This window comes from Defluviimonas sp. SAOS-178_SWC, assembly GCF_039830135.1.
In the GTDB taxonomy this organism is placed as follows: Bacteria; Pseudomonadota; Alphaproteobacteria; order Rhodobacterales; family Rhodobacteraceae; genus Albidovulum.
Genome location: NZ_CP156081.1, coordinates 3,770,840 through 3,794,563, shown reverse-complemented (window position 1 = coordinate 3,794,563; position 23,724 = coordinate 3,770,840). Strand labels below are relative to the sequence as shown.

Here is a 23,724-nt window from a genome sequence, read left to right as displayed (position 1 = left end):
CGAAAGGCGTCGGAGCGTGAGTCGGGGGCGCCGTGCGGCGCCCCCGGAGAAAGGTCAGGCGAGCGAGGGGTCGATGCCCTTGCAGGCCGCGACGAGGCCCTTCACGGCGTCGACCGACTTGTCGAACATCGCCTGTTCGTCCTTGTTCAGCTTGATGTCGACGACGCGCTCGACACCGCCGGCACCGAGGATCGTCGGCACGCCGACATACATGCCGTTCAGGCCGAAGGCGCCATCGACGTAGGCCGCGCAGGGCAGCAGGCGCTTCTGGTCCTTGAGATAGGCCTCGGCCATCTCGATCGCGGACGCCGCCGGCGCGTAGAAGGCCGAGCCGGTCTTGAGGAGCCCGACGATCTCGGCGCCGCCGTCGCGGGTGCGCTGGATGATCGCGTCCATCTTCTCTTGCGTGGTCCAGCCCATCTCGACGAGGTCCGGCAGCGGGATGCCGGCGACGGTGGAATACCGGGCGAGCGGCACCATCGTGTCGCCGTGGCCGCCGAGCACGAAGGCGGTGACGTCCTTCATCGAGACGTTGAACTCGAGGCTGAGGAAGTGGCGGAAGCGCGCCGCATCGAGGACGCCGGCCATGCCGACGACCTTGTTGTGCGGGAGCCCCGAGAATTCGCGCAGCGCCCAGACCATCGCGTCGAGCGGGTTGGTGATGCAGATCACAAACGCCTCGGGCGCATTGGCGGCAATGCCCTCGCCGACCGACTTCATGACCTTGAGGTTGATGCCGAGGAGGTCGTCGCGGCTCATGCCGGGCTTGCGCGGCACACCGGCGGTGACGATGCAGACGTCCGCGCCTGCGATGTCCGCGTAATCGTTGGCGCCTTTCAGCGCGGCGTCGAAGCCTTCGACGGGGCCGGACTGCGCGATGTCGAGCGCCTTGCCCTGCGGCGTGCCTTCGGCGATGTCGAAGAGGATGACGTCGCCGAGTTCCTTGATCGCGGCGAGATGGGCGAGCGTGCCGCCGATCTGCCCCGCGCCGATGAGGGCAATCTTGGGTCTGGCCATGATAGGTCTCCGGGTCCAGGTGGATGGGATGTCAGTTCCGGGCCATTGGGTAATCGCTTGAAGGCTGGCGTGCAAGCCTGCTGCGGTGCGGCAACGGAAGTGCTTTCCCGGCCGGAGCGCCGGGGCTAGAGCTTGGCGGAGCGGTCCGGAACGGGTCCGCAGACGTGAAATCGGGTTTGGCTTGGGACGGGATGGCAGGTGGCAAACACGCCGGGCGAGATTCGTTTCAGCCTGGGGGCATTTGTCCAAGGCCGCCCGATGAAGGTTCCCGTTGGACCGTCCCCGGCGGAGAAAGAAGGCAGTGTTCATGATGGCCGGGCCGGAATTCTGGGGCGTTGCCGTCATCGCCGCGATCTTCGTGGGCATGTCGAAGGGCGGGTTGCCGGTCATCGGCATGCTCGGCGTGCCGGTTCTGGCCCTGGCCATCTCGCCGGTCGCGGCGGCGGGGTTGCTTCTGCCGGTCTATGTCGCCTCGGATATGGTCGGGCTTTATGCCTACCGGCGGTCCTACGACAAACGTGTGCTCGCGATCCTCGCTCCGGCGGCGGTGATCGGCATCGGCCTTGGCTGGGTGACGGCCGCCGCGGTGCCGGAACGGTTGGTGACCGGGATCGTCGGCGTCATCGGCCTGATCTTCGCGTTGACGCTTCTTTTGGGCCTGAGGCCGGAAGGCGCGGGAAAGCCGGCCCGCGTGGTGCCGGGGCTCTTCTGGGGGGCGCTCACCGGCTATACGAGCTTCGTCAGCCACGCGGGTGCGCCGCCCTATCAGGTCTACGTGCTGCCTTTGAGACTGGAAAAGGCGGCCTTCGCCGGGACGACGACGGTCCTGTTCGCTTTCGTCAACGCGGTGAAACTCATCCCCTATTGGGCGCTCGGGCAGTTGTCGCTGTCGAACCTGGAGATTGCCGCGATCCTCGGTGTTCCGGCGATTCTGGCGGTGCTGGCCGGCGTGCGGCTGGTCAGGGTGCTGCCGGAGGCCCTGTTCTTCCGGCTGGTGACCTGGGCCCTGCTTCTGGTGTCGGCCAAGCACCTATGGGATGCGGCAGCAGGGGGGTAGCGCCCCGGAAAGAACCGCCCTGCGAGATTCCGGCGACTTCTTTCAAGCACCGTTGCCTCCAGCCGGACGCTGGTCCGCAAACTGATCGACCACCGTCTCACCCGTCGCGCATCGCGCCTGCGTCTCGGCAAACGCGTGGTGCGTGGCGAAGATGACGCCGCCGAAGCCGAGCGACAAGGCGAAAAGCTTATGTTTCATGGTCTGACCCCTTCAAAGCTCGCGATGGCGCAACGCTGCGCCGGGAACGGCAAAAACCTGTTAAGCAGGAGTGCGGGCCATCTTGCGCGCCGTTGGCGGGTGCTTTCCGGCCAGAGAAATAGGGTTTGGCTCTCGATTTTTCTGCAATGCGGCAATTTCGGGCTTGCCGAATGTGCCGGGAATGTGGTTCTTGGCGCAACAATATTGCGAGGGGATGCCCATGCCCGCTATTGACGACCGTCCGCGCCCGTATCGTTCGGTGCTCTATATCCCCGCCTCGAAGGAGCGGGCGTTGGAAAAGGCGCAAGGCCTCGACTGCGACGCGATCATCTTCGACCTAGAGGATGCCGTGGCGGCGGAGGAGAAGGTGGCCGCCCGCGCCCTTCTGGCCAGGGTGCTCGCCGAGGCCGATTTCGGCGACCGCGCCCGGATCGTGCGGGTCAACGGGCTCGACACCGCATGGGGGCGGGAGGACGTGCTGGCCATTGCCGCGGCGATCGGCGCCGGGGCGAACGTCGATGCGATCCTGATCCCCAAGGTGTCCTCTCCGGCCGATCTCGATTCGGTGGCGGCCCTGATCCCCGGCGTTCCGCTCTGGGCGATGATGGAGACGGCGGCGGGGATGCTGAACGCCGCCGCGATTGCGGCGCATCCCCGGCTGGGCGGCATGGTCATGGGGACCAACGACCTTGCCAAGGAACTCGGCAGCCGGTTCCGGCCCGATCGCTTGCCGATGCAGGCCGGGCTTGGCCTTTGCCTGCTGGCGGCCAAGGCGTTCGGCCGGACCATCGTCGACGGTGTCTACAACGCCTTCAGGGACGAGGACGGGCTCCGCTCCGAATGCGCGCAGGGCCGCGACATGGGCTTTGACGGCAAGACCCTGATCCACCCCGCCCAGCTTCAAATCGCGAACGAGGCCTTTGCGCCGTCGGAAGCCGAAATCGACCTCTCCCGCCGCCAGATCGCCGCCTTCGAGGAGGCCGAGCAGGCCGGGCAGGGCGTCGCCGTCGTCGACGGAAAGATCGTCGAGAACCTCCATGTCGTCACCGCGCGGCAGATCCTTTCCCGCGCGGAGGCTATTGCGGAGCGCGCGAAATAAGGAAAGTCTGGCGCGTCTTCAACGGTTCGGGAGGTTCGAAATGCAGGTGTTGGTCCTTGGGCTGATCCTCTGGGTCGCGTCACATTTGTTCAAGAGAGTATTGCCGGGACTTCGGGCGAAGCTGGGCGACCTGCCGGGAAAGATGGTCGTCACGGTCCTCTCACTGGCCGCGATCATCCTGATGGTGATCGGTTACCGGCGCGCCGAGATCGTGCCGGTCTACACGCCGCTGCCGGGTATGGGGCATCTCACCGACCTCTTGATGCTGATCGCGATCTTTCTGCTCGGTGTGCCGCATTCGAAGGGCCTCGTGAAGACGCGGCTGCGTCATCCGATGCTCCTCGGCGTCCTCCTCTGGGCGTTCGCGCATCTGCTGGTCAACGGCGATCTGGCCTCCATCGTGCTTTTTGGCGGGATCGGTGCCTGGGCCGTAGTCTCGATCCTTCTCATCAATGCGCAGGAGGACTGGAAGCGGCCCGCGCCGGGTGGTTTGCGCAGCGATGCCATCGGCGGGGCGATCGCGCTTGTCGTCTACGGGCTGATTGCGGGCGTCCATATCTGGCTGGGCCACAACCCGTTCCTGGGAACCTACGGATGAAACTCTACCGCTTCCTCAGCGATGACGACACGTCGGCCTTCTGTCACAGGGTGACGGCCGCGCTGAACCAGGGATGGGAACTGCATGGCGGCCCGGTCTACGCGTTCGACGCCGGCAAAGGCGTCATGCGTTGCGGCCAGGCGGTCGCGAAGGACGTACCGGGCACCTATTCCCCGGACGCGAATCTGGGAGAATTGTGATGAAGACCAATCCGGGCCGCTTTTTCGAGGATTATAGGCTCGGCGAGGTGATCGCGCATGCGGTCCCGAGAACCGTTTCCGGGGGGGAGCGGGCGCTTTACCACGCGCTCTACCCGGCGCGGCATGCCCTGTATTCCTCGGACGCATTCGCGCGGGCCTGCGGGCTCAAGGCCGCGCCGATGGATGACCTGATCGCATTCCACACGGTCTTCGGCAAGACCGTGCCCGATATCTCGCTGAACGCCATCGCGAATCTCGGCTATGCCGAAGGGCGCTGGCTGAAGCCGGTCTGGGCCGGGGATACGCTGCGGTCCGAAAGTCAGGTCATCGGGCTCAAGGAGAATTCGAACGGCAAGTCGGGCGTGGTCTATGTACGCACGCGCGGACTGAACCAGGACGACGAGGTGGTGCTGGAATATGTCCGCTGGGTCATGGTGCGAAAGCGCGACCTTGCGGCGCCGGCGCCAGAGACGGTCGTGCCCGAGCTTCAGAAGGCGGTCCCGGCGGGCGCCCTCGTCCTTCCGGTGGGGCTGGATTTCAGCCGCTACGACTTCACGCTGGCAGGTGAGCCACACCGCTGGGGCGACTACGCGGTCGGCGAGAGGATCGACCACGTCGATGGCGTGACGATCGAGGAGGCCGAGCACATGCTCGCCACGCGCCTCTGGCAGAACACCGCCAAGGTCCATTTCGACGCGACCAACCGCGAGGACGGGCGGCGGCTGATCTATGGCGGGCACGTCATCAGCCTCGCCCGCGCGCTGTCGTTCAACGGGCTCGCGAACGCGCAGATGATCGTCGCGCTGAACGCGGGCGCCCATGCGAATCCCTGCTTCTCGGGCGATACGGTGCGCGCCTGGTCCGAGGTGCTCGACAAGGCCGGGACGGCCGCGCCGGGTGTCGGCGCGATCCGGTTGCGGCTGGTGGCGGTAAAGCACGGCGCGCCCGAATTCGCGCTGAAAGGGCAGGATGGGAAATACCTGCCCGAAGTGCTGCTCGACCTCGACTACTGGGCGCTGATGCCTTTGTGACGGGGTGTGCGGCCACGGTCAGTTCGACCTGAATCCCATGATTGCCTGCATGAACGGGTCCATCGCGCTCATATGGGTGAAGCCGCCTTCGTCGACGAAATAACTCGCGGCCGCGGGCGGCTTGTCGAAATCGGCGCCAAGAACCGCCGCGGGTATCGGCAGATGGGTCCGTCCCGCCGCCAGGCCGAGTTTGGCACAGTTCGCCCGGATGTCCGCGAGCACTGCGGCGGGCGTCGGAATATGGTCCGGCGCGTGCCAGCCGATCTTCGCGCGGGTGTAGCCCGACGCCTCGGATCGGGCGCAGATTTCGGACGCGATGCGCGATACCCGGTCGTCCGCGCCGCTGTGCAGCCGGGGGGCAGCGCAGACATGGTCCGCGCAGCGGAGCGAGACGAAGGTCAGCGCGGCGGTCGCGATATCGCAGTCCGGCTGGCGCACGATCCACAGCACATAGTCGAGCGCCCTTGGGTCGTCGTAGTTCATCCCGTCCACGAGCTGGTGCCACAGGTCCGGATCACGCCCGCCTTCGAGAAAACCGATGGTCCTTTCCCAATCCTCGAAACTAAAGGTCATGTCTTCGGGGTTCACCGTTTTCATCCTCCGTTCTCCGTCGGCCTCACGCGGGATGACGAACCCGCGTCGAACCCGACAGGTCTTGAATAGTCGGTGGAGGGCGTCGCGGCCACAGGTAAAAGCTGAAGGACCAGAAGGCATTTCGCCTTGAGGGTGAACCCGCGAGATCCGGGCGTCTCGTCTTTGCCGTCCGGGACGAATGCGCAACCGGGCATGAAACGGTTTCGCGGCTGATGCCTTTGTGATCGCGCGGCGAGGCCGAAGGCGCTAACCTTCGGTCCATGCGTGGGATCGCCGCATCGCTTCTGTTGGCAACGCTCGCCGCCCCGGCGGCAGGTTGCGAGCTTGCGCTTCTGTTTGCCGTGGATGTGTCGGGGTCCGTGGACCGGCGCGAATACGAGGTGCAGATGCGGGGCCTCGCCGAGGGCCTGCGCGATGGCGTCGTGGCCGAGGCGCTGGTGCGCGGCGAAGCGGCGCTGGCGCTGATGCAATGGACCGGATCGTCGCGGCAGGATCTGTCGGTGCCCTGGACCCGGATCGGCAGCGCCGCCGAGCTGGAGGAATTCGCCGGGCGGATCGAGACCTTGCCGCGGGTCTGGATCGAGTATTCCACCGCCATCGGCCAGGCGATGACCTTCGGCCTCGGCGTGTTCGACGCGGCGCCCGCCTGCAAGCGCCGGGTGATGGATATCTCCTCCGACGGACGCAACAACGAAGGGTCCGAGCCGGCTGGCCTGAGGGCCGAGATGGACAGCTTCGCCATCACCGTCAATGCGCTGGTGATCCGGGGCGACGACGCCGGCCTGCCGCAGTATTTCGCCGAGAACGTCGTCACCGGCGGGAATGCCTTCGTGGTCACCGCCGAGGATTACGACGAATACCCCGAACGGATGCGCCGCAAGCTCCGGCGCGAGACCGAACGGCAGATTTCGACCCTTCCGGGGAAGGCGATTCCCGTGCGTTACGAAAGGTGACGGCGCCTCTCATATTTGCGATCACAAAAATTTTCCTCGTGATCACAAAAGTAATTTTTACCGCTAACGATCCCGGAATCGTCGTCTTTGAGCCAATCGCGGCGTGACATGGGCGGGATTTTCGCTATTCAAGGGCCAAAGCGTCCTGCCACCCTCCGGCCGGGCGCGGGCAAGAGAGGGACCGACAATGGCCGATGTCAATCGGGGCAACCGCCCGCTATCGCCGCACCTGCAGGTCTACCGGCCGCAGCTGACCTCCATCACCTCGATCTTCACGCGGATCACGGGCAACGCGCTGATCGTCGCGGCGCTCCTCATCGTCTGGTGGCTTCTCGCAGCCGCAACGAGCGCCGATTATTTCGCCATCGCCGACGGCGTGGTGCGGTCGTGGTTCGGCAAGCTCGTCTTCGCCGGTTCGATCTGGGCGGTCTGGTATCACTTCCTCGCCGGCCTCCGTCACCTCTACTTCGACAGCGGACGCGGCCTCGACATCCCGACGGCCGAAAAGCTGGGCTGGGGTCTCATCATCGGGTCGGTCCTGCTGACCCTCATCACGATCACCATTCTCTGAGGGGGCGGGCATGAGATATCTGACCGACCGCAAGCGCGCCGTTGGCCTTGGCTCCGCCAAGTCCGGGACCGAGCACTTCTGGCACATGCAGGTGAGCGCCGTGGCTCTCGCCATTCTGGTGCCGCTCTTCATCTTCACCTTCGGCCGCATCGTCGGCGCGCCCTACGAGGATGTCGTGGCCTATTACGGCAGGCCGTTCCCGGCCATCGTCGCGGGGCTGACGATCCTTGTCGGCATGATCCATTTCAAGAACGGCGCCCAGGTGATGATCGAGGATTATGCCCACGGCTTTACCCGCAAGGCGCTGATCGTCGGCACGATCTGCCTTTCCTATGCGCTGATCGCCACCGGGCTTTACGCGCTGATCCGGCTCGCGCTCTGAAGGACCAGACACATGACCGCTTATCCTTATGAAACGCACGAATACGACGTGGTCGTCGTCGGTGCCGGCGGCGCTGGCCTGCGCGCGACGCTCGGCATGGCCGAACAGGGCCTGCGCACGGCCTGCGTGACCAAGGTTTTCCCGACCCGGAGCCACACCGTCGCGGCCCAGGGCGGCATCGCCGCGTCGCTGTCGAACATGGGCCCGGACCACTGGCAGTGGCACATGTACGATACCGTCAAGGGCTCCGACTGGCTCGGCGATACCGACGCGATGGAATACCTCGCGCGGGAAGCGCCGAAGGCGGTCTACGAGCTTGAACATTACGGCGTGCCGTTCAGCCGCACCGAAGAGGGCAAGATCTACCAGCGTCCCTTCGGCGGCCACACGACCGAATTCGGCGAAGGCCCCCCGGTGCAGCGCACCTGCGCGGCTGCCGACCGGACCGGCCATGCGATTCTGCACACGCTCTATGGCCAATCGCTGAAGCACAACGCGGAATTCTACATCGAGTATTTCGCGATCGACCTGATCATGACCGATGGCGCCTGCACTGGCGTCGTGGCCTGGAAGCTCGACGACGGCACGATCCATGTCTTCAACGCGAAGATGGTGGTGCTGGCGACCGGCGGCTATGGCCGCGCCTATTTCTCGGCGACCAGCGCCCATACCTGCACCGGCGACGGCGGCGGCATGGTGGCGCGCGCGGGGCTGCCCCTGCAGGACATGGAGTTCGTGCAGTTCCACCCGACCGGCATCTACGGCTCCGGCTGCCTCATCACCGAGGGCGCGCGCGGCGAGGGCGGATACCTCACCAACTCCGAGGGCGAGCGCTTCATGGAGCGCTATGCGCCGACCTACAAGGATCTGGCCAGCCGCGACGTCGTCAGCCGCTGCATGACGATCGAGATCCGCGAAGGCCGGGGCGTCGGTCCGAACAAGGACCATATCCACCTGCACCTCAACCACCTGCCGCCGGAAACCCTGGCGCTGCGCCTGCCCGGCATTTCCGAAAGCGCGCGCATCTTCGCCGGTGTCGATCTGACGAAAGAGCCGATCCCGGTCCTGCCGACGGTGCATTACAACATGGGCGGCATCCCGACGAACTACTGGGGCGAGGTGCTGAACCCGACTGCGAAGGATCCCGACGCCGTCGTGCCCGGCCTGATGGCGGTGGGCGAGGCGGGCTGCGCCTCGGTTCACGGCGCCAACCGGCTCGGCTCCAACAGCCTCATCGACCTCGTGGTCTTCGGCCGCGCCGCCGCGATCCGCGCGGGCGAGGTTGTCGATCCGAAGACCCGCAACCAGCCGGTGAACACGGCGGAGGTCGACAAGGCGCTCGACCGGTTCGACGGGTTGCGGAATGCCAATGGCTCCATCCCGACCGCCGATCTCCGGCTCGAGATGCAGAAGACGATGCAGGCCGACGCGGCGGTGTTCCGCACCGACAAGACGCTGGCCGAGGGCGTCGAGAAGATGACGGCGGTCGCGGCCAAGATGGGCGACCTCAAGGTCACGGACCGCAGCCTCATCTGGAACTCCGACCTGATGGAGACGCTGGAGCTGACCAACCTGATGCCGAACGCGCTCGCCACCATCGTTGCGGCCGAGGCGCGGAAGGAGAGCCGGGGCGCCCATGCGCACGAGGACTATCCCAACCGCGACGACGCGAACTGGCGGGTGCATTCGCTGGCGAAGGTCGACGGCAACAGGGTGACGCTGACCACCCGTCCGGTGCATCTCGATCCGCTCACGACGCAGGACCAGGGCGGGATCGACCTGAAGAAGATCGCGCCGAAGGCGAGGGTCTACTGATGCGCCCTGCGCCCGCTCTCTGGGTTGCGGCATCGCTTGTGCTGGCGGGCTGTGTGTCCGGCGGCGGATATGGGCACCGCTCGGTCCAGGAATGCAGTGACCGGGTCGGGTTCAATCAGCGTGCCGCCGCGGCGCGGGCGTCCGGCGTGACCGGAAACATCCATGCAACGCCCGAGGAACTGGCGGCGATCAAGGCTTGCGTCGGCGACGGGCCGTCCGCAACGGCCATCTCGACACCCGCACCCGTTCCCGTCCGTGCCCAGGCGCCAGCGCCCGTGGCGGCCGCGCCGGTTGCGGCACGGGGCAATCTGCCGCTGCCGGTTCAGTATCCGCTGCTGCCAGGCGATGCCGAGTTGTGGCCGACCCTGACGGTGGCCGAACAACAGCGCGCGCTTCTCTACCTCAAGGACGGCTCCACCATCCGGTCGTCGCTGGGGGCGAACTGATGCGGATTGCGATGCCCACCATTGCGCTGTTTCCGCTTCTGGCCGCCTGCGGTCCGATACCGGTCGAGCGGGCCGAACGGGAATGCTTCCAGCGCGCTCATCTCGCCGCCAGTCCGCGCGGCATGATCGCGGTCGGCACCGGCACGTCCGGACCAAGGGTGAAGGGCGACATTTCGATCTCGTCCGACTTCATCCAGGGCAAGGATCCCTCGGCGCTCTACGATGCCTGCGTCTTTCAGAAATCCGGCCAGCCGCCGCGCCGGCCGCTCTATACCCGCCCCGATTGGAAGGGATAAATCATGGTCCAGTTCACGCTTCCGAAGAATTCGAAAATCCGTGTCGGCAAGACCTGGCCGAAGCCCGAGGGCAAGAATGTCCGCAAGTTCCAGATCTACCGCTGGAACCCGGATACTGGGGAAAACCCGCGCGTCGACACCTATTTCCTCGACATGGACCAGTGCGGGCCGATGGTCCTCGACGCGCTGATCAAGATCAAGAACGAGGTCGACCCGACGCTGACCTTCCGCCGGTCGTGCCGGGAAGGCATCTGCGGGTCCTGCGCGATGAATATCGACGGGATCAACACGCTGGCCTGCATCTACGGGCTTGATGAGGTCAAGGGCGACGTGAAGATCTATCCGTTGCCGCACATGCCGGTGGTAAAGGACCTGATCCCCGATCTCACGCATTTCTACGCCCAGCATGCCTCCATCATGCCGTGGCTGGAGACCAAGACCAACCGCCCCGCGAAGGAATGGCGCCAGTCGATCGAGGATCGCAAGAAGCTCGACGGGCTTTATGAATGCGTGATGTGCGCCTCGTGCTCGACCGCCTGCCCCAGCTACTGGTGGAACGGCGACCGCTACCTTGGCCCGGCCGCGCTCTTGCACGCCTATCGCTGGATCATCGACAGCCGCGACGAGGCGACGGGTGAGCGGCTGGACCAGCTTGAGGATCCGTTCAAGCTCTATCGCTGCCACACGATCATGAACTGCACGAAGACCTGCCCCAAGGGGCTGAACCCGGCCAAGGCCATCGCGGAGATCAAGAAGATGATGGTCGAGCGCGTCGTCTGACCGACGTCGGCATGACATGGATCGAGGCGGGCCGGCGGCCCGCCTTTTTCATTGCCGTTCGTCGCTGCCCAGCCGCCGCTCCAGCCAGCGCACGCCGGCCGAGACGATGAGGATCAGGACGAGGTATTCGAGGACCAGAACGGTATAGATTTCGAGCGGCCGGTATTCCGTCACCACAAGCTCGTTCGCCTTGCGCGTCAGTTCCTGCATGCCGATCACCGAGACGAGCGACGACATCTTCAGCATGTAGACAAGCTGGTTGCCGAGCGCGGGAAGGATGCGCTTGATCGCTTGCGGCAGGATCACGTAGCGCATCGTGTCCACATAGCCGAGCGAGATGGACCAGGCGGCCTCGTACTGTCCGCGGGCAATCGACTGGATGCCGGCGCGGAAGATCTCGGCCTCGAAGGCGCTGTCGGAAAGGGCGAGCGCGAGGACGCCGGCCCAGAAGACGCTGATCGTCAGTCCGGTAAGCTGCGGCAGGCCGTAATAGACCCAGAGGATCATCACGAGGAGCGGCACCGCGCGGACAAGCTCCACATAGGTTCGGCTCATGCGTCTCAACCAGCGGCTGGGCGACAGCCCTGGCAGCGCCACCAGAAGGCCGAGGCTGACAGAGATGAGGATCGCCGTGAGCGACAGGAGGACGGTGTATTTCAGGCCCGAAAGCAGGAACGACAGGTTGGTCCAGCCCGATTTCGTCGAGGGGTTGACGACGTACCAGCCCCAGTTGGCCGAGCAACCGGAGACGAGGAGCGCGAGGGCGGGGAGAAGAAGTTTCCGCATGGCTAGTGGTTCAGGATCTTGTCGAGGAAATCACGGCAACGGGCGCTTTTCGGAGCGGTGAAAAAGGCTTCGGGCGGGGCTTCCTCCACGATCTCGCCGTGGTCCATGAAGACCATACGGTCGGCGACCTTGCGCGCAAAACCCATCTCGTGGGTGACGACGACCATCGTCATGCCGGTTCCGGCAAGCCCCACCATCACGTCGAGCACCTCGGCGATCATTTCGGGATCGAGGGCAGAGGTCGGCTCGTCGAACAGCAGGATCTTCGGCTCCATGCAGAGCGCGCGGGCGATGGCGACGCGCTGCTGTTGGCCGCCCGAAAGCTGGCGGGGGTATTTCTGCGCCTGTTCGGGGATGCGCACGCGGGTCAGATAGCGCATCGCCATGTCGCGCGCGGCGTCGGGCGGCATCTTGCGCGCGCGGATGGGGCCGAGCGTGAGGTTCTCCAGAACCGTCAGATGCGGGAAGAGATTGAACTGCTGAAACACCATGCCCGCCCGGTCGCGCACCGTGCGCAAGGTGGCAGGCCCGACCGGGATGCCGTCCACGGTGACGGTTCCCGCCTCGGGCATCTCGAGCCCGTTGACGCATCGGATCAGCGTCGACTTGCCGGAGCCGGAGGGGCCGCAGATGACGATCCGTTCGCCGCTGCCGGCCGCGAAATCGACGGACTTCAACGCCTGGAAATCCCCAAATGATTTCGACACGGCGTCGAGCCGGATGATCGGCCCCGCGTCTTTCGTTGTCATCCGTCCCCACCCCGTTCCTGCGCGGGACGAGAGACCCCTCCGCGCGTCCGTTCACGGCACCATGACTTGCTATGCCCGGGAATTCGAGGGAAGAATTCGGGCCAGAAGGAAATGTGACCAACAGGGAGACGCGCAATGGGATTTCTGAAGGCGTTCGTCGCCGCCATCGGCCTCATGGCCGCCGCGACCACTGCGGCCGGGGCGCAATCGGCGCTTCAGGACATTCTCAGTTCCGGTGTCATGAAGGTCGGCACCACCGGCGACTGGAATCCGATGACGATGAAGGACCCGGCGAGCAATTCCTATACCGGCTACGATATCGACGTGATGGCCGCCCTTGCCGCCGACCTCGGGGTGGAGGTGGAGTTCGTGCCGACCGACTGGAAGACACTCGTCAACGGTGTGACGGCGGGGCAGTATCAGATCACCGGCTCGGCCTCGATCTCGCCCGCCCGCGCCAAGGCGGCGGGGTATTCGCAGAGCTATTTCACGCTCGCCACCGTGCCCTTGATCAACAAGAAGGACGCGGATCGCTTCAAGGATTGGGCCGATCTCGACAAGCCTGACGTCGTCGTTGCCGCCACGCTCGGCACGACGCAGGAAAAGCAGGTGACGCAGTTCTTTCCGAACGCGCAGCACAAGATCGTCGAAGCCCCGGCGCGCGACTATCAGGAAGTGCTCGCGGGGCGGGCGCAGGCGCATATCACCTCGAATGTCGAGGCGCAGAAACTGGTCGAGCAATATCCCGAACTGATGATCGTGCCGGTCTCTGCGCCGCGCGCGCGGACGCCGATCGCGATGCTGCTGCCGCAGGACGATCAGGTGTGGATCAACTACGTGAACACCTGGATCACGCTGAAGAAGGAAGCCGGGTTCTTCGACGATCTCGGCGCGAAGTGGAAGCTCGGCAACTGAGCTGGCGATGATCACGCTCTATACCTGGGCCGAGAGCCTTTACTGCGCCAAGGTGCGGATCGCGCTCCGGCACAAGGGCGTGGCCTTCCGCGAGGTCGCGAAGCCGGAGAACTACCTCGACATCGTGCCGCAGGGCAGTCTGCCGGGGATGGACCATGACGGGTTCATCCTCGGCGATTCAGAGGCGATCATCGAATATCTGGAGGAGCGGTTCGACGGCCCGCCACTCCTGCCCGAAGGTATCGAGGCACGGGCGCGGATGCGTGAACGCGCACGATATCATGATACGCGATTGGAGCCTGCCTTGCGCGGGCTCTTTCCCCATGTGGCCCCTTCGGGTCGCGATCCGGCGGTTGTGGTGCGGCAGGAGGCCGAGATCAACAAGCATCTCGGCCGCTTCGTCGGGCAGCTCGCGGCCGGGGCGGATCTTCCTTTCGGACTTGGCGATTGCGGCCTGCCGGCGAGTTTTGCGTGGATCGACCTCATCGCCCCCGCCGTGGGCGCGGACATCATCTGGCCCGAGCAAGTCCGCGCGTATCGGGCGCGTGTCGAGGCAGTGCCCGCTGTGGCCGAGGAAATGACTGCCTACCGGCCGCACATGCTGGAGTGGATGGCGCGAAAGCTCGGCTGAGTCGCGCCGTGGCACTTGTGCCCATTAAATGAGCAAGGCGCCCATCACTTGGGCGCCCTTCCGCATTCCGGCGCCGATGCATCCTGCGGCCCCCTGAGATCCGGTTGCGTTTCCGTCGCGCCGCGCCGGACAGTGCCCCGAACCAGTCCGGGGACATGCGTGTCGATAGAGCTTTGCCAGGTCGTCCATCAACGCAGCCACGGCGCCGCTGCGGTGGGGTTCGCCCAGGTGAACGGGCGGACCCGGCTGAAGGATCTGCGCCAGCAAGGTTCCGCCAAGGCGATCCTTCCGAATGTGGGCGGAACCGTTCCAGAGGTGGTGTTTCTCAATACGTCTGGCGGGCTGGCGTCGGGCGATACGCTGTCCTACCGGCTCGACCTTGGTCCCGGCGTTCGGGCGGTGGCGACAACGCAGACGGCCGAACGTGCCTACCGCGCTATGGGCGCCCCCGCAGAGGTTGCGGCGGATTTCAGGGTCGGCGCGGGCGGCTGGCTCGACTGGCTGCCGCAGGAGACGATCCTGTTCAATGGCGCGCGGCTGAACCGGCGCACGCGGATCGAGCTTGGCGCTGGCGCTGGCTGCTTGCTTCTTGAAACCGTCATTCTCGGCCGCGCGGCAATGGGTGAAACGGTGGCGCGCGTCGCGTTGAGCGATCTGCGCCACATCACCCGCGACGGCAGACCGGTTTTCGTGGAGCCGCTGCGGCTCGAAGATGAAACGCTGCGTCGTGGCGCGGCGGTTCTGGATGGCGCGCGGGCTTTCGCCTCGCTCGTTCTGGTCGCCGAGGGGGCCGAAGACCGGCTCGGCCCACTGCGCGCCGCGCCGCAGGAGCCCGGCGTGACCTGGGCCGCTTCGGCTTTTTCCGGAAAGCTCGTGGCGCGGGCGATGGCGGCCGACGCCTTCCGGTTGCGCCGGCAGATCGTATCGCTTCTGGGTGCGCTGCGCGAGGGGCCGCTGCCGCGGGTCTGGCAGAACTGAAGAGGATGGAATGAACCTGACACCCCGCGAAAAGGACAAGCTTTTGATCAGCCTCGCCGCAATGGTCGCACGGGGGCGGCTGGCGCGTGGTGTCAAGCTGAACCATCCGGAAGCGGTGGCCCTGATCACCGATTTCGTTGTCGAGGGGGCCCGCGACGGACGCCCGGTCGCCGACCTGATGGAGGCGGGCGCCCATGTCGTCACGGCCGAGCAGTGCATGGAGGGTGTCCCCGAGATGATTCACGCGATCCAGGCCGAGGCGACCTTTCCCGACGGAACCAAGCTCGTCACCGTCCACCATCCCATCCGATAGGAGAGTGCCATGAAACACGCCCCGACCGTTGCCGCGATGATGATGCCCACCTTTGCCCTTGCCCATAGCGGCGATCACCATGCGGAGGGAATCGGCAGCCTCGTCGCCCATGCGTTTTCGGAACCCGATCACGCGCTTTTGCTCGCGCTCGTCGTCGCGGCACCGATCGCCGTATGGATCGTCGCAAGGCGGCGCGGATGATCCCGGGCGAGGTCTTTCCGGCGCCGGGCGATATCGTGCTGAACGCGGCTGCCGAGGTCACGGCCCTGACTGTCGCCAATACCGGCGACCGGCCGGTGCAGGTCGGCAGCCATTACCACTTCGCGGAGGCCAATCCCGGCCTCGATTTCGACCGCGACGCGGCGCGTGGCAAACGCCTCGACATTCCCGCCGGAACCGCGATCCGGTTCGAGCCGGGGCAGAGGCGCGAAGTGTGGCTGATCCCCTATGCCGGCGCGCGTCGGGTCTTTGGGTTCAACAAGGCCGTGATGGGCGCGATCGACAGCGACTGAGAGGAGCCACGCGATGTTCCGGATGAAGATGCCCGTCGATTACTGGCAAAGTGCTGTCGTCTTCACCGCGATGATGGCCGAGGCGCAGATGGTCATCGCGATGCGCATGATGGGCGGCATCGGCGTGTGGAACCTCGGTCCGGATGAACACATGCGCATGGTCGCAGAAAAGGCCGGCGCAGCGAGCGATGCCGGGCACGCCGTTTCCCGTGCGCTCTGGCGCGGCGCCGGTCCCGGCGCCACCACGCTTGCCGCGCTGAAGCCGATCCGTAAGCGCACCCGCAGCAACGTCACCCGCCTGCATCGGAAAGGCCCCGCCGGAAAAGGCCGCTACAAGCCCTGAAGAGCATCATCATGCCAAACACTCTCCCACGCGCCGCCTATGCGGACATGTTCGGCCCGACGACGGGTGACCGCGTTCGGCTCGGCGATACCGAGATCATCATCGAGGTGGAGCGCGACCTCATAGCCGAACGCGCCTCGGGCGGTGCGAACGCCCTGCGTTACGGCGAAGAGGTGAAGTTCGGCGGCGGCAAGGTGATCCGCGACGGGATGGGACAGTCGCAGCGCACCCGCGCCGAAGGGGCGATGGACACAGTCATCACGAATGCGGTGATCCTCGACTGGACCGGCATCTACAAGGCCGATGTGGGCCTTCGCGACGGGCGCATCGCCAGGATCGGCAAGGCCGGAAACCCGGACACGCAGCCGGGCGTCGATGTCGTCATCGGACCGGGGACCGAGATCATCGCGGGCGAGGGCAAGATCCTGACGGCCGGCGGGTTCGACGCGCATATCCATTTCATCTGCCCCCAGCAGATCGACGACGCGCTGCATTCCGGCATCACCACGATGCTCGGCGGCGGCACTGGTCCGGCCCACGGGACGCTGGCAACGACCTGCACGCCCGGCCCCTGGCACCTCGCGCAGATGCTTCAGGCGGTCGATGCCTTTCCGATGAACCTCGCTTTCGCGGGGAAGGGCAATGCTTCGCTGCCGGCGGCACTCGAAGAACAGGTCAAGGCCGGCGCCTGTGCGCTGAAGCTGCACGAGGACTGGGGCACAACCCCCGGCGCCATCGATTGCTGCCTGTCGGTGGCCGATGCGATGGACGTGCAGGTGATGATCCACACCGACACCCTGAACGAAAGCGGGTTCGTCGAGAATACACTCGCCGCCATCAAGGGGCGCACCATCCACGCCTTCCACACAGAAGGCGCGGGCGGCGGGCACGCGCCCGACATCATCAAGGTCGTCGCCGCGCCGAACGTCATCCCGTCCTCGACCAACCCGACGATGCCCTACACCGTGAACACGATCGAGGAACACCTCGACATGCTGATGGTGTGCCATCACCTCGACCGCAAGGTGCCCGAGGATGTGGCCTTCGCCGAAAGCCGCATCCGGCGGGAAACCATCGCGGCCGAGGATATCCTGCACGACATGGGCGCCTTCTCGATCCTGTCGTCGGACAGCCAGGCGATGGGCAGGGTGGGCGAGGTCATCACCCGCACCTGGCAAACGGCTTCCAAGATGAAGCAGCAGCGCGGGCGCCTGCCCGAAGAGACGGGGGCCAACGACAATGCCCGCGCCAAGCGCTACGTCGCCAAGTACACGATCAACCCGGCCATCGCGCACGGGATCTCCGCCCATATCGGCTCGGTCGAGGAGGGCAAGCGCGCCGATCTCGTCCTCTGGACGCCCGCCTTCTTCGGCGCGAAACCCGAGATGGTGTTGCTGGGCGGCGTCATCGCGGTGGCGCAGATGGGCGATCCGAATGCCTCCATCCCGACGCCGCAACCCGTCTATACGCGGCCGATGTTCGGCGCCTATGGCCGGTCGGTCGAACGCAATGCTGTGACTTTCGTGTCGCAAGCGGCGGAGGCCGACGGCATCGGCCGCGTGCTGGGCCTTGCCAAGACCACGCTTGCCGTCGCCGGCACGCGCGGCATCGGCAAGGCCGACATGAAGCTGAACGCGGCGACCCCGACCATCGAGGTCGATCCCGAGATCTACGAGGTCCGCGCGGACGGCGAGTTGCTGACCTGTGAACCGGCCGCCGAACTGCCGCTCGCGCAGCGCTATTTCCTGTATTGAGGACCCGACATGACCGCACTTCCCGCAACGCATTCGATCTGCCGCAAGGGAACGACGACCGCAACGCCCGAGGCGAGCGTGACGCTCGACTACGATGCGCGGATGCTCCGGCGGAAGCGGCTTGTCACCGACGAAGGGTTCGCAATCTTCGTCGATCTTGCGGAAACCGTCAGCCTCGATGCCGGCGACTGCTTCGAACTGGAGGATGGACGGCTCGTCAGTGTTGTTGCCGCGCCCGAGGCGGTCCTGTCGGTGACAGGCGACCTTCCGCGTCTCGCCTGGCATATCGGCAACCGCCATACGCCCTGCCAGATCGGCAAGGACCGGCTGCTCATCCGCGAAGACCATGTCTTGGAGGCGATGTTGCGTCAGATCGGCGCCGGGATCGAACGCGTGGTGCTTCCCTTCAGCCCCGAAGGCGGAGCCTATGGGCATGGTCGCACGATGGGCCACGATCACGGGCCGTCGCATGGGCATGATCACGGCCATTCGCACGCGCATCCATGACCGCGCTGATTGCCCGGCTGGACCTTATCCAGTACCTGTCCCCGGCCTTTCCGACAGGTGCCTTCGCCTATTCGCACGGGCTGGAATGGGCGATTGCCGACGGGCGGGTAAAATCGGCATCCGCTCTGACGAACTGGCTGACCGACATCCTTCGTTTCGGCGCCGGTTGGCAGGACGCGGTGCTCCTGTCGCTGGCCCTGCGGACGGGCGCTGACCTCGGGGCGCTCGACGATCTTGCCCGCGCGCTCCAGCCTTCGGCGGAGCGGCTGGCCGAAACGCTCGATCAGGGTGCGGCCTTCGCGGCCACGGTGTCGGCGCTGACCGGACGCGACCTGGCGGCCCGCGCACTTCCCGTGGCGGTGGGCGAGGCCACCGCACCGCTCGGCCTGCCGGAGGAGGAGGTGATCGCCCAGTACCTGCATGCCTTCGCGGGTAACCTCGTCTCTGCGGCAATCCGCTTCATGCCGCTCGGTCAGACCGAGGGGCAGGCGGTTCTGCACCGGCTGCACCCTGCGATCGTCGAGATTGCCCGGCGCGCGGCAGGGGCGGACGAGGCGGACCTTGGCGGCGCGACCCTCGGGGCCGACCTCGCGGCGATGCGGCATGAGACGATGGAGGTAAGGATATTCCGGACATGAACACCAATGGCCCCCTGCGCGTCGGCATCGGCGGCCCGGTCGGCGCCGGCAAGACCAGCCTGACCGAACAACTCGCCAAGGCGCTCGCCCCGCGCTGTTCAATGGCGGTTATCACCAACGACATCTATACCCGGGAGGATGCCGACTACCTCGTCCGCGCCCAGGTGCTTCCCGAGACGCGCATTCGCGGGGTGGAAACCGGCGGCTGCCCGCATACCGCGATCCGCGAGGATGCCTCGATCAACCTTGCCGCCGTGGCGGACCTGCGCCGCGCGTTTCCGGATCTCGACCTTATCCTGATCGAAAGCGGGGGCGACAACCTCGCCGCGACGTTCAGCCCGGAACTCGCGGATCTGACGATCTACGTGATCGACACGGCTGCCGGGCAGGACATCCCAAGAAAACGCGGGCCCGGACTCGCGCGGTCCGACCTGCTTGTCGTCAACAAGACCGACCTCGCGCCGCATGTCGGCGTCGATCTGGCGCTCCTTGAGAGCGACACGAAGGCGGCGCGGGGAACGCGGCCCTTCGTCCTCGCCCAGGTCCGGCGCGGGGTCGGGATCGGGGATGTGATCCGGTTTCTGGAGATCGAGGGCGGCCTGACCCTGAATTGAGCCGCGCGCCCGTACCGGCCGAAGGTCAGCCGAGGCGGATGCGGGGCTCCGGCCGGCCGGGGATGCCGGGATTCGCAACGAAGGTCTGCCCGGCCAGCGGGTCGGCCAGGAGCGCTGCGGCATCCATCCCCTGACGCGCGGTCGTGAGATAAAGCCGGTCAAGCGCCGCCCCCCCGAAAGCCGGGCAGGAGACCTGTCGCGCCGGCACCGCTATCGCCCGGTCGAAGCGCCCGTCCGGGGTGTAGCGCGCGACGCGCCCGGCGCCCCACTGGGCGTTCCAGAGATAGCCCTCGCTGTCGGTCACCGCCCCGTCAGGCTCGATCCCTTCGGGCCCGAGATCGACGAACACCTCGGGCGCGCCCTTTGGCCAGCCCTCGGCGTCGAGCGCCTGAACCATGATCCGCTGCGCGGCCGTGTCGGCGAAATAGGCCCTTGCTCCGTCCGGCGCGAAGCAGATCGCGTTCGGGATCGTGATGTTCCGGAAAAGCGGCTCCAGCCGCCCATCGAAGAACCGGTAGATCGTTCCGGCGCCGGGCTCGGCGCGTTTGCCCATCGTGCCGATCCAGAACCCGCCGAACGGATCGGCGCGGCCGTCGTTCGAGCGCGTCACGGGATTGTCGGCTTCCATCGCGACCACGGGCGTCCGTTCGCCGGCGAGGAGGGAGAACCGCAAGAGCGCGGTTTCGGAGGCGATCAGCAACGTGTCGTGGTCGATCCAGCCGGCGGCCGAAACGCATTCCCCGAACGCCCATTCGCGCGGTCCCGTTGCGTCGCGGCTGAGCAGGCGATGGCCGAGGATGTCGAACCAGAAGAGCTGGCCGCGTTCGGGATGCCAGAAGGCGCCTTCGCCAAGTTCGCACGGGCGCGGATCGTAGACCATCGCCGTCATGGTGCGAAAACCGTGTCATAGGCCACAACGATCCGTGTGGCCTTCGCGCTGACCTCCACCGGGCCGTCGCCCGGCCGATAGAGCGCGGTGCCAAGCCCGAAACCGGCCGCCCCTGCCGCGCGCCACTCCGCCATGTTGTCCGCGCTGACCCCGCCGACGGCCAGAACCTCGGTTCCGCCCGGCAGCACGGCGCGGAGCGCGGCAAGCCCCTTCGGCCCGATCAGGTCGGCCGGAAAAAGCTTAAGCCCGTCGGCGCCCGCACGGAGGGCCGCGAAACATTCCGTGGGGGTCATCACGCCGGGATAGGACAGGAGCCCAAGCATCTTCGTGGCGGCGATGACGTCGGTATTGCAGTCGGGTGAAACGACGAGCGCGCCGCCCGCATCCTTTACCCGCCCGACATCCTCCGGCGACAGGACCGTGCCCGCGCCGATCAGTGCCGCGTCCCCGAACCGGCGGGCCATGCACTCGATGCTGGCGAACGGGTCGGGCGAGTTGAGCGGCACCTCGATCTTCGTGATCCCGGCGGCGATCAGGGCCTCAGTGACGGCCTCGGCCTCCTCCGGGCGGATGCCGCGCAGGATCGCCACGATATGGCGTCCGGTCATGGCCAGCCCCTTTCGGCAAGTTTCGCGCGCGCGGCCCGCAGCCCGGCGAGCGTGACCTCCGTCGCATCTGCCTGTCGCGGTTCGGCTCCCTGTGCGACGAGGGCCTCGGCATACCTTCCGGCAAGCGTGCCCTCGCCGATCAGGACAATCTCCTGCCCGAGCCAGTAGGGCCGGCTCGCCGCAAGGTCGAGGCCGATCAGAAGGCCCGACAGCCGCGCCCGCGCGCGGTCCGGCGCGAGCCCGGACAGGAGCGCCTCGGCCCGGAGGCCGAAAAGCCGGGCGGCGAGCTTCTGGGGCGTGCTCATGGCGTCGGCGACGGCTTCGGCAAAGGCCTCTCTGTCCCAGCCCGTGGTCCCGACCGAATGCCGCAGGACCGACTGGCCGGAAAGGAGCGCGAAAAGCTCGCCCGTCATACAGGTCTGGAACCCGACGACCTCGCCGGCGCTGAGATGCGCCCATTTCGTATGTGTGCCGGGCAGGCAGGCGATGCCGTCGAAGCCCGGCGCGGCGGCAAGAAGGCCGGCGATCTGCGTCTCTTCCCCGCGCATCACGTCGGCGGGTCTTGCCTGGCTGAGGCCGGGCACGATGGCGATGGCAAGGCGCGGGTCGTTCGCCCCGAAGGTCAGCATCTCCGGTCCGAGCGGCGGGCATGGCACCGGCCTGTACGGCGCCTCGCGCCAGCCCTGGCGTGCGCCCGCCATGCCGCAGATCACCACTGGAACCGGCTCAGGGCCCGACAACCACGGGCCCACCAGACGCAAAAGCGCCGCTTCGAACCCTTCAGGTGCGAGCCGCGCCATGCCGTCGTCCGACCTGGCCTCGGTCAAGGGGACGCCATCCGCCGCCATCGCCCAGACACGAAGCGTGCTGGTGCCCCAGTCGGCGGCGATCCAGTCGGGGCGAGGCGAGGCGGCGCTCACCCCCGAAGATCCTCGGGCAGGAGCGCTTCTGGCATGTTCTGATAGCAGACCGGGCGCAGGAAGCGCCGGATCGACAGCGTGCCGACCGAGGTCGCGCCGAAGTTGGTCGAGGCGGGGTAGGGTCCGCCGTGGACCATCGCGTCGCAAACCTCGACACCCGTCGGAAAGCCGTTCGCCAGCACCCGGCCGGCTTTCCGTTCGAGAACGGGCATCAGCTTCTGGCCGAGCGCCGTGTCGCCGGCGTCGAGGTGCAGGGTGCAGGTGAGCTGTCCTTGCAGGCTTCGCGCAATCTCTTCCATCTCGGCGGCATCGGCGGCGCGCACGATCAGGCCCAGAGGCCCGAAGACCTCCTCTCCAAGCGCGTGGTTGGAAAGCCACTCCCGGCCGGTCGTCGCGAACAGGTAGGGCGTCGCGTTTCTCAGGTCGCACATCGAGGTCAGAACCTCCTGCACGCCCTGTGATCCCGCGATCCGGTCCCGGCCCTGCCGGTAGGCGCTCGCGATGCCGTCGGTCAGCATGACCTGTGCGCCGACGGGCTTCAGGGCCTCTGTCGCGGCGGTGGTGAAGGCGTCGGCGTCGGGGCCGTCGATGACGACCGCGATGCCGGGATTGGTGCAGAACTGGCCCGCGCCCATCGTCAGCGACCCGGCCCAGCCCCTGGCGATCTCCGGCCCCCGCGCCTTCAGCGCCGACGGCAGGAGGAACATCGGGTTGACCGAGCCGAGTTCGCCGAAGAACGGGATCGGGTCGGGACGGGAGGCGCAAAGGTCGAAGAGCGCGCGGCCGCCGGCGAGCGAGCCGGTGAAGCCCACGGCGCGGATGCGCGGATCGGTGACGAGCGCCTCGCCCACGTCGCGGCGGCCGCCCTGGATCAGCGAGAACACCCCGGCGGGCATTCCGGTCGCGCGGATCGCCGCCGCGACCGCCTCGGCGACGATTTCGCCGGTGCCGGGATGGGCGGAGTGGCCCTTGACCACCACCGGGCAACCGGCGGCAAGCGCTGCGGCGGTGTCGCCGCCCGCCGTCGAGAAGGCGAGCGGGAAGTTCGAGGCGCCGAAGACCGAGACCGGCCCGATGGGCCGCTGGATCATCCGCAAGTCGGGTCGCGGAAGCGGCTGGCGGTCGGGAAGCGCCTCGTCATGGCGGCGGTCGAGGTAATCGCCATTGAGGATGTGGGACGCGAAGAGGCGAAGCTGGCCGGTGGTCCGCCCGCGTTCGCCGTTCAGACGCGCCTCGGGCAGGCCGGTCTCGGAGGTGCCGATCTCGGTGATCGCCTCGCCCCGCGCCTCGATCTCGTCGGCGATGGCGTTGAGGAACGCGGCGCGGTCCTCTCGCGTCGAATAGCCATAGGACCAGAACGCCTCCTCCGCGGCGGCACAGGCCCGGGCGACGAGATCCGGCGTGCCGACGGCGAAGTCGCGCGCAGGGCCGCGCGCAGGCTCCGACCGGAAGGTCGCCGCACCTGCGGTCCAGTCGCCCGCAATCAGATGCTGGCCGCGAAGGGCAAGGTCGGTCTTGTCTTGCATGGGG

At 66.7% G+C, this 23,724-nt stretch carries 32 protein-coding genes; 23 read left to right on the top strand and 9 right to left on the bottom strand.

Annotated elements, in window-relative coordinates:
- Nucleotides 1-54 precede the first annotated feature (54 nt).
- Entirely contained in the window at nt 55-1,017 is a 963-nt protein-coding gene (mdh, locus tag V5734_RS19545; protein ID WP_347311273.1) for a malate dehydrogenase, read from the bottom strand.
- A 310-nt stretch (nt 1,018-1,327) separates the two neighbouring features.
- Here mdh and V5734_RS19540 point away from each other — a divergent pair, with 310 nt between their 5' ends.
- Nucleotides 1,328-2,074, top strand: coding sequence for a sulfite exporter TauE/SafE family protein (locus tag V5734_RS19540; protein WP_347313675.1), 747 nt, complete (start codon nt 1,328-1,330; stop codon nt 2,072-2,074).
- Nucleotides 2,075-2,116: 42 nt separating this feature from the next.
- Here the strand turns inward: V5734_RS19540 and V5734_RS19535 are convergent, their stop codons facing one another.
- Entirely contained in the window at nt 2,117-2,272 is a 156-nt protein-coding gene (locus V5734_RS19535) for a hypothetical protein (RefSeq protein WP_347311272.1), read from the bottom strand.
- A 220-nt stretch (nt 2,273-2,492) separates the two neighbouring features.
- Between V5734_RS19535 and V5734_RS19530 the strand changes: the two genes are divergently transcribed.
- Genes V5734_RS19530 through V5734_RS19515 form a run of 4 tightly spaced genes read left to right on the top strand, consistent with a single transcriptional unit; the run spans nt 2,493 to nt 5,200 of the window.
- Nucleotides 2,493-3,371, top strand: a complete 879-nt coding sequence (locus V5734_RS19530; RefSeq protein ID WP_347311271.1) for an HpcH/HpaI aldolase/citrate lyase family protein — start codon at nt 2,493-2,495, stop codon at nt 3,369-3,371.
- Nucleotides 3,372-3,411: 40 nt separating this feature from the next.
- Entirely contained in the window at nt 3,412-3,969 is a 558-nt protein-coding gene (locus tag V5734_RS19525; RefSeq protein ID WP_347311270.1) for an NnrU family protein, read from the top strand.
- The gene (locus V5734_RS19520; RefSeq protein WP_347311269.1) at nt 3,966-4,169 is read left to right on the top strand and encodes a DUF1737 domain-containing protein; all 204 of its coding nucleotides are present in this window, start codon (nt 3,966-3,968) and stop codon (nt 4,167-4,169) included. Before V5734_RS19525 ends, V5734_RS19520 begins: the two co-directional genes overlap by 4 nt.
- Nucleotides 4,169-5,200 (top strand): MaoC family dehydratase, encoded by a 1,032-nt coding sequence (locus V5734_RS19515; protein WP_347311268.1) that lies wholly within the window; start codon nt 4,169-4,171, stop codon nt 5,198-5,200. The genes V5734_RS19520 and V5734_RS19515 overlap by 1 nt, the downstream gene beginning before the upstream one ends.
- Before the next feature lie 18 nt (nt 5,201-5,218).
- Here V5734_RS19515 and V5734_RS19510 read toward each other — a convergent pair whose 3' ends face one another.
- Nucleotides 5,219-5,797: a DUF4274 domain-containing protein gene (locus tag V5734_RS19510; protein WP_347311267.1), complete on the bottom strand. Its 579-nt coding sequence runs from the start codon at nt 5,795-5,797 to the stop codon at nt 5,219-5,221.
- A 257-nt stretch (nt 5,798-6,054) separates the two neighbouring features.
- On the opposite strand from V5734_RS19510, the gene V5734_RS19505 reads away from it, so the two are divergent.
- The 7 genes from V5734_RS19505 (at nt 6,055) to V5734_RS19475 (ending at nt 11,037) form a co-directional block, all read left to right on the top strand.
- Nucleotides 6,055-6,747, top strand: coding sequence for a DUF1194 domain-containing protein (locus tag V5734_RS19505; protein ID WP_347311266.1), 693 nt, complete (start codon nt 6,055-6,057; stop codon nt 6,745-6,747).
- A 187-nt stretch (nt 6,748-6,934) separates the two neighbouring features.
- Nucleotides 6,935-7,318, top strand: a complete 384-nt coding sequence (sdhC, locus tag V5734_RS19500; RefSeq protein ID WP_347311265.1) for a succinate dehydrogenase, cytochrome b556 subunit — start codon at nt 6,935-6,937, stop codon at nt 7,316-7,318.
- 10 nt (nt 7,319-7,328) lie between these two features.
- On the top strand, nt 7,329-7,700 hold the full coding sequence (gene sdhD, locus V5734_RS19495) for a succinate dehydrogenase, hydrophobic membrane anchor protein (RefSeq protein ID WP_347311264.1): 372 nt from the start codon (nt 7,329-7,331) through the stop codon (nt 7,698-7,700).
- Between the two features lie 12 nt (nt 7,701-7,712).
- Nucleotides 7,713-9,515, top strand: coding sequence for a succinate dehydrogenase flavoprotein subunit (gene sdhA, locus V5734_RS19490; RefSeq protein ID WP_347311263.1), 1,803 nt, complete (start codon nt 7,713-7,715; stop codon nt 9,513-9,515).
- Nucleotides 9,515-9,961, top strand: a complete 447-nt coding sequence (locus V5734_RS19485; protein ID WP_347311262.1) for a hypothetical protein — start codon at nt 9,515-9,517, stop codon at nt 9,959-9,961. The genes sdhA and V5734_RS19485 overlap by 1 nt, the downstream gene beginning before the upstream one ends.
- Complete coding sequence (locus V5734_RS19480; RefSeq protein ID WP_347311261.1) at nt 9,961-10,257, top strand: hypothetical protein; 297 nt, start codon at nt 9,961-9,963, stop codon at nt 10,255-10,257. Before V5734_RS19485 ends, V5734_RS19480 begins: the two co-directional genes overlap by 1 nt.
- A gap of 3 nt (nt 10,258-10,260) precedes the next feature.
- Entirely contained in the window at nt 10,261-11,037 is a 777-nt protein-coding gene (locus V5734_RS19475) for a succinate dehydrogenase iron-sulfur subunit (protein WP_347311260.1), read from the top strand.
- 48 nt (nt 11,038-11,085) lie between these two features.
- Here the strand turns inward: V5734_RS19475 and V5734_RS19470 are convergent, their stop codons facing one another.
- Together V5734_RS19470 and V5734_RS19465 are read right to left on the bottom strand one after the other, a co-directional pair.
- Nucleotides 11,086-11,823 carry an amino acid ABC transporter permease gene (locus V5734_RS19470; RefSeq protein WP_347311259.1) on the bottom strand — a complete coding sequence of 246 codons (738 nt, stop codon included), beginning with the start codon at nt 11,821-11,823 and terminating at the stop codon, nt 11,086-11,088.
- Between the two features lie 2 nt (nt 11,824-11,825).
- Complete coding sequence (locus tag V5734_RS19465) at nt 11,826-12,572, bottom strand: amino acid ABC transporter ATP-binding protein (protein WP_347311258.1); 747 nt, start codon at nt 12,570-12,572, stop codon at nt 11,826-11,828.
- Nucleotides 12,573-12,707: 135 nt separating this feature from the next.
- Between V5734_RS19465 and V5734_RS19460 the strand changes: the two genes are divergently transcribed.
- From V5734_RS19460 to ureG, 11 genes are all read left to right on the top strand, one after another.
- Nucleotides 12,708-13,487, top strand: a complete 780-nt coding sequence (locus V5734_RS19460; protein ID WP_347311257.1) for a transporter substrate-binding domain-containing protein — start codon at nt 12,708-12,710, stop codon at nt 13,485-13,487.
- A 7-nt stretch (nt 13,488-13,494) separates the two neighbouring features.
- A complete protein-coding gene (locus tag V5734_RS19455) occupies nt 13,495-14,118 on the top strand; it encodes a glutathione S-transferase family protein (protein WP_347311256.1) in 624 nt (207 codons plus the stop codon).
- Nucleotides 14,119-14,277: 159 nt separating this feature from the next.
- Nucleotides 14,278-15,096 (top strand): urease accessory protein UreD, encoded by an 819-nt coding sequence (locus V5734_RS19450; RefSeq protein WP_432759649.1) that lies wholly within the window; start codon nt 14,278-14,280, stop codon nt 15,094-15,096.
- Nucleotides 15,097-15,106: 10 nt separating this feature from the next.
- Entirely contained in the window at nt 15,107-15,409 is a 303-nt protein-coding gene (locus V5734_RS19445; protein WP_347311255.1) for an urease subunit gamma, read from the top strand.
- Between the two features lie 9 nt (nt 15,410-15,418).
- The gene (locus V5734_RS19440; RefSeq protein ID WP_347311254.1) at nt 15,419-15,610 is read left to right on the top strand and encodes a hypothetical protein; all 192 of its coding nucleotides are present in this window, start codon (nt 15,419-15,421) and stop codon (nt 15,608-15,610) included.
- Entirely contained in the window at nt 15,607-15,921 is a 315-nt protein-coding gene (locus tag V5734_RS19435) for an urease subunit beta (RefSeq protein ID WP_347311253.1), read from the top strand. Before V5734_RS19440 ends, V5734_RS19435 begins: the two co-directional genes overlap by 4 nt.
- A 13-nt stretch (nt 15,922-15,934) precedes the next feature.
- The gene (locus V5734_RS19430; protein WP_347311252.1) at nt 15,935-16,264 is read left to right on the top strand and encodes a hypothetical protein; all 330 of its coding nucleotides are present in this window, start codon (nt 15,935-15,937) and stop codon (nt 16,262-16,264) included.
- A gap of 11 nt (nt 16,265-16,275) precedes the next feature.
- Nucleotides 16,276-18,018, top strand: a complete 1,743-nt coding sequence (gene ureC / locus V5734_RS19425) for an urease subunit alpha (protein ID WP_347311251.1) — start codon at nt 16,276-16,278, stop codon at nt 18,016-18,018.
- Nucleotides 18,019-18,027: 9 nt separating this feature from the next.
- Nucleotides 18,028-18,525, top strand: a complete 498-nt coding sequence (gene ureE, locus V5734_RS19420) for an urease accessory protein UreE (protein ID WP_347311250.1) — start codon at nt 18,028-18,030, stop codon at nt 18,523-18,525.
- Nucleotides 18,522-19,163: an urease accessory protein UreF gene (locus tag V5734_RS19415; protein WP_347311249.1), complete on the top strand. Its 642-nt coding sequence runs from the start codon at nt 18,522-18,524 to the stop codon at nt 19,161-19,163. The genes ureE and V5734_RS19415 overlap by 4 nt, the downstream gene beginning before the upstream one ends.
- Complete coding sequence (ureG, locus tag V5734_RS19410; RefSeq protein ID WP_347311248.1) at nt 19,160-19,777, top strand: urease accessory protein UreG; 618 nt, start codon at nt 19,160-19,162, stop codon at nt 19,775-19,777. The genes V5734_RS19415 and ureG overlap by 4 nt, the downstream gene beginning before the upstream one ends.
- A gap of 25 nt (nt 19,778-19,802) precedes the next feature.
- Here the strand turns inward: ureG and V5734_RS19405 are convergent, their stop codons facing one another.
- The 4 genes from V5734_RS19405 to V5734_RS19390 all read right to left on the bottom strand — a co-directional run bounded on the left by V5734_RS19405 (nt 19,803) and on the right by V5734_RS19390 (nt 23,720).
- The gene (locus V5734_RS19405; protein ID WP_347311247.1) at nt 19,803-20,666 is read right to left on the bottom strand and encodes an SMP-30/gluconolactonase/LRE family protein; all 864 of its coding nucleotides are present in this window, start codon (nt 20,664-20,666) and stop codon (nt 19,803-19,805) included.
- Complete coding sequence (locus tag V5734_RS19400) at nt 20,663-21,274, bottom strand: 2-dehydro-3-deoxy-6-phosphogalactonate aldolase (protein WP_347311246.1); 612 nt, start codon at nt 21,272-21,274, stop codon at nt 20,663-20,665. The genes V5734_RS19405 and V5734_RS19400 overlap by 4 nt, the downstream gene beginning before the upstream one ends.
- A complete protein-coding gene (locus tag V5734_RS19395; RefSeq protein ID WP_347313673.1) occupies nt 21,271-22,122 on the bottom strand; it encodes a 2-dehydro-3-deoxygalactonokinase in 852 nt (283 codons plus the stop codon). Before V5734_RS19395 ends, V5734_RS19400 begins: the two co-directional genes overlap by 4 nt.
- 68 nt (nt 22,123-22,190) lie before the next feature.
- Nucleotides 22,191-23,720: an aldehyde dehydrogenase (NADP(+)) gene (locus V5734_RS19390; protein ID WP_347311245.1), complete on the bottom strand. Its 1,530-nt coding sequence runs from the start codon at nt 23,718-23,720 to the stop codon at nt 22,191-22,193.
- Between the last annotated feature and the right edge of the window lie 4 nt (nt 23,721-23,724).

What these genes read in the sequence shown, in the direction of transcription:
- mdh (WP_347311273.1), bottom strand. Translation starts at nt 1,017, where the DNA reads ATGGCCAGACCCAAGATTGCCCTCATCGGCGCGGGGCAGATCGGCGGC.
- V5734_RS19540 (WP_347313675.1), top strand. Translation starts at nt 1,328, where the DNA reads ATGGCCGGGCCGGAATTCTGGGGCGTTGCCGTCATCGCCGCGATCTTC.
- V5734_RS19535 (WP_347311272.1), bottom strand. Translation starts at nt 2,272, where the DNA reads ATGAAACATAAGCTTTTCGCCTTGTCGCTCGGCTTCGGCGGCGTCATC.
- V5734_RS19530 (WP_347311271.1), top strand. Translation starts at nt 2,493, where the DNA reads ATGCCCGCTATTGACGACCGTCCGCGCCCGTATCGTTCGGTGCTCTAT.
- V5734_RS19525 (WP_347311270.1), top strand. Translation starts at nt 3,412, where the DNA reads ATGCAGGTGTTGGTCCTTGGGCTGATCCTCTGGGTCGCGTCACATTTG.
- V5734_RS19520 (WP_347311269.1), top strand. Translation starts at nt 3,966, where the DNA reads ATGAAACTCTACCGCTTCCTCAGCGATGACGACACGTCGGCCTTCTGT.
- V5734_RS19515 (WP_347311268.1), top strand. Translation starts at nt 4,169, where the DNA reads ATGAAGACCAATCCGGGCCGCTTTTTCGAGGATTATAGGCTCGGCGAG.
- V5734_RS19510 (WP_347311267.1), bottom strand. Translation starts at nt 5,797, where the DNA reads ATGAAAACGGTGAACCCCGAAGACATGACCTTTAGTTTCGAGGATTGG.
- V5734_RS19505 (WP_347311266.1), top strand. Translation starts at nt 6,055, where the DNA reads ATGCGTGGGATCGCCGCATCGCTTCTGTTGGCAACGCTCGCCGCCCCG.
- sdhC (WP_347311265.1), top strand. Translation starts at nt 6,935, where the DNA reads ATGGCCGATGTCAATCGGGGCAACCGCCCGCTATCGCCGCACCTGCAG.
- sdhD (WP_347311264.1), top strand. Translation starts at nt 7,329, where the DNA reads ATGAGATATCTGACCGACCGCAAGCGCGCCGTTGGCCTTGGCTCCGCC.
- sdhA (WP_347311263.1), top strand. Translation starts at nt 7,713, where the DNA reads ATGACCGCTTATCCTTATGAAACGCACGAATACGACGTGGTCGTCGTC.
- V5734_RS19485 (WP_347311262.1), top strand. Translation starts at nt 9,515, where the DNA reads ATGCGCCCTGCGCCCGCTCTCTGGGTTGCGGCATCGCTTGTGCTGGCG.
- V5734_RS19480 (WP_347311261.1), top strand. Translation starts at nt 9,961, where the DNA reads ATGCGGATTGCGATGCCCACCATTGCGCTGTTTCCGCTTCTGGCCGCC.
- V5734_RS19475 (WP_347311260.1), top strand. Translation starts at nt 10,261, where the DNA reads ATGGTCCAGTTCACGCTTCCGAAGAATTCGAAAATCCGTGTCGGCAAG.
- V5734_RS19470 (WP_347311259.1), bottom strand. Translation starts at nt 11,823, where the DNA reads ATGCGGAAACTTCTTCTCCCCGCCCTCGCGCTCCTCGTCTCCGGTTGC.
- V5734_RS19465 (WP_347311258.1), bottom strand. Translation starts at nt 12,572, where the DNA reads ATGACAACGAAAGACGCGGGGCCGATCATCCGGCTCGACGCCGTGTCG.
- V5734_RS19460 (WP_347311257.1), top strand. Translation starts at nt 12,708, where the DNA reads ATGGGATTTCTGAAGGCGTTCGTCGCCGCCATCGGCCTCATGGCCGCC.
- V5734_RS19455 (WP_347311256.1), top strand. Translation starts at nt 13,495, where the DNA reads ATGATCACGCTCTATACCTGGGCCGAGAGCCTTTACTGCGCCAAGGTG.
- V5734_RS19445 (WP_347311255.1), top strand. Translation starts at nt 15,107, where the DNA reads ATGAACCTGACACCCCGCGAAAAGGACAAGCTTTTGATCAGCCTCGCC.
- V5734_RS19440 (WP_347311254.1), top strand. Translation starts at nt 15,419, where the DNA reads ATGAAACACGCCCCGACCGTTGCCGCGATGATGATGCCCACCTTTGCC.
- V5734_RS19435 (WP_347311253.1), top strand. Translation starts at nt 15,607, where the DNA reads ATGATCCCGGGCGAGGTCTTTCCGGCGCCGGGCGATATCGTGCTGAAC.
- V5734_RS19430 (WP_347311252.1), top strand. Translation starts at nt 15,935, where the DNA reads ATGTTCCGGATGAAGATGCCCGTCGATTACTGGCAAAGTGCTGTCGTC.
- ureC (WP_347311251.1), top strand. Translation starts at nt 16,276, where the DNA reads ATGCCAAACACTCTCCCACGCGCCGCCTATGCGGACATGTTCGGCCCG.
- ureE (WP_347311250.1), top strand. Translation starts at nt 18,028, where the DNA reads ATGACCGCACTTCCCGCAACGCATTCGATCTGCCGCAAGGGAACGACG.
- V5734_RS19415 (WP_347311249.1), top strand. Translation starts at nt 18,522, where the DNA reads ATGACCGCGCTGATTGCCCGGCTGGACCTTATCCAGTACCTGTCCCCG.
- ureG (WP_347311248.1), top strand. Translation starts at nt 19,160, where the DNA reads ATGAACACCAATGGCCCCCTGCGCGTCGGCATCGGCGGCCCGGTCGGC.
- V5734_RS19405 (WP_347311247.1), bottom strand. Translation starts at nt 20,666, where the DNA reads ATGACGGCGATGGTCTACGATCCGCGCCCGTGCGAACTTGGCGAAGGC.
- V5734_RS19400 (WP_347311246.1), bottom strand. Translation starts at nt 21,274, where the DNA reads ATGACCGGACGCCATATCGTGGCGATCCTGCGCGGCATCCGCCCGGAG.
- V5734_RS19395 (WP_347313673.1), bottom strand. Translation starts at nt 22,122, where the DNA reads ATGGCGGCGGATGGCGTCCCCTTGACCGAGGCCAGGTCGGACGACGGC.
- V5734_RS19390 (WP_347311245.1), bottom strand. Translation starts at nt 23,720, where the DNA reads ATGCAAGACAAGACCGACCTTGCCCTTCGCGGCCAGCATCTGATTGCG.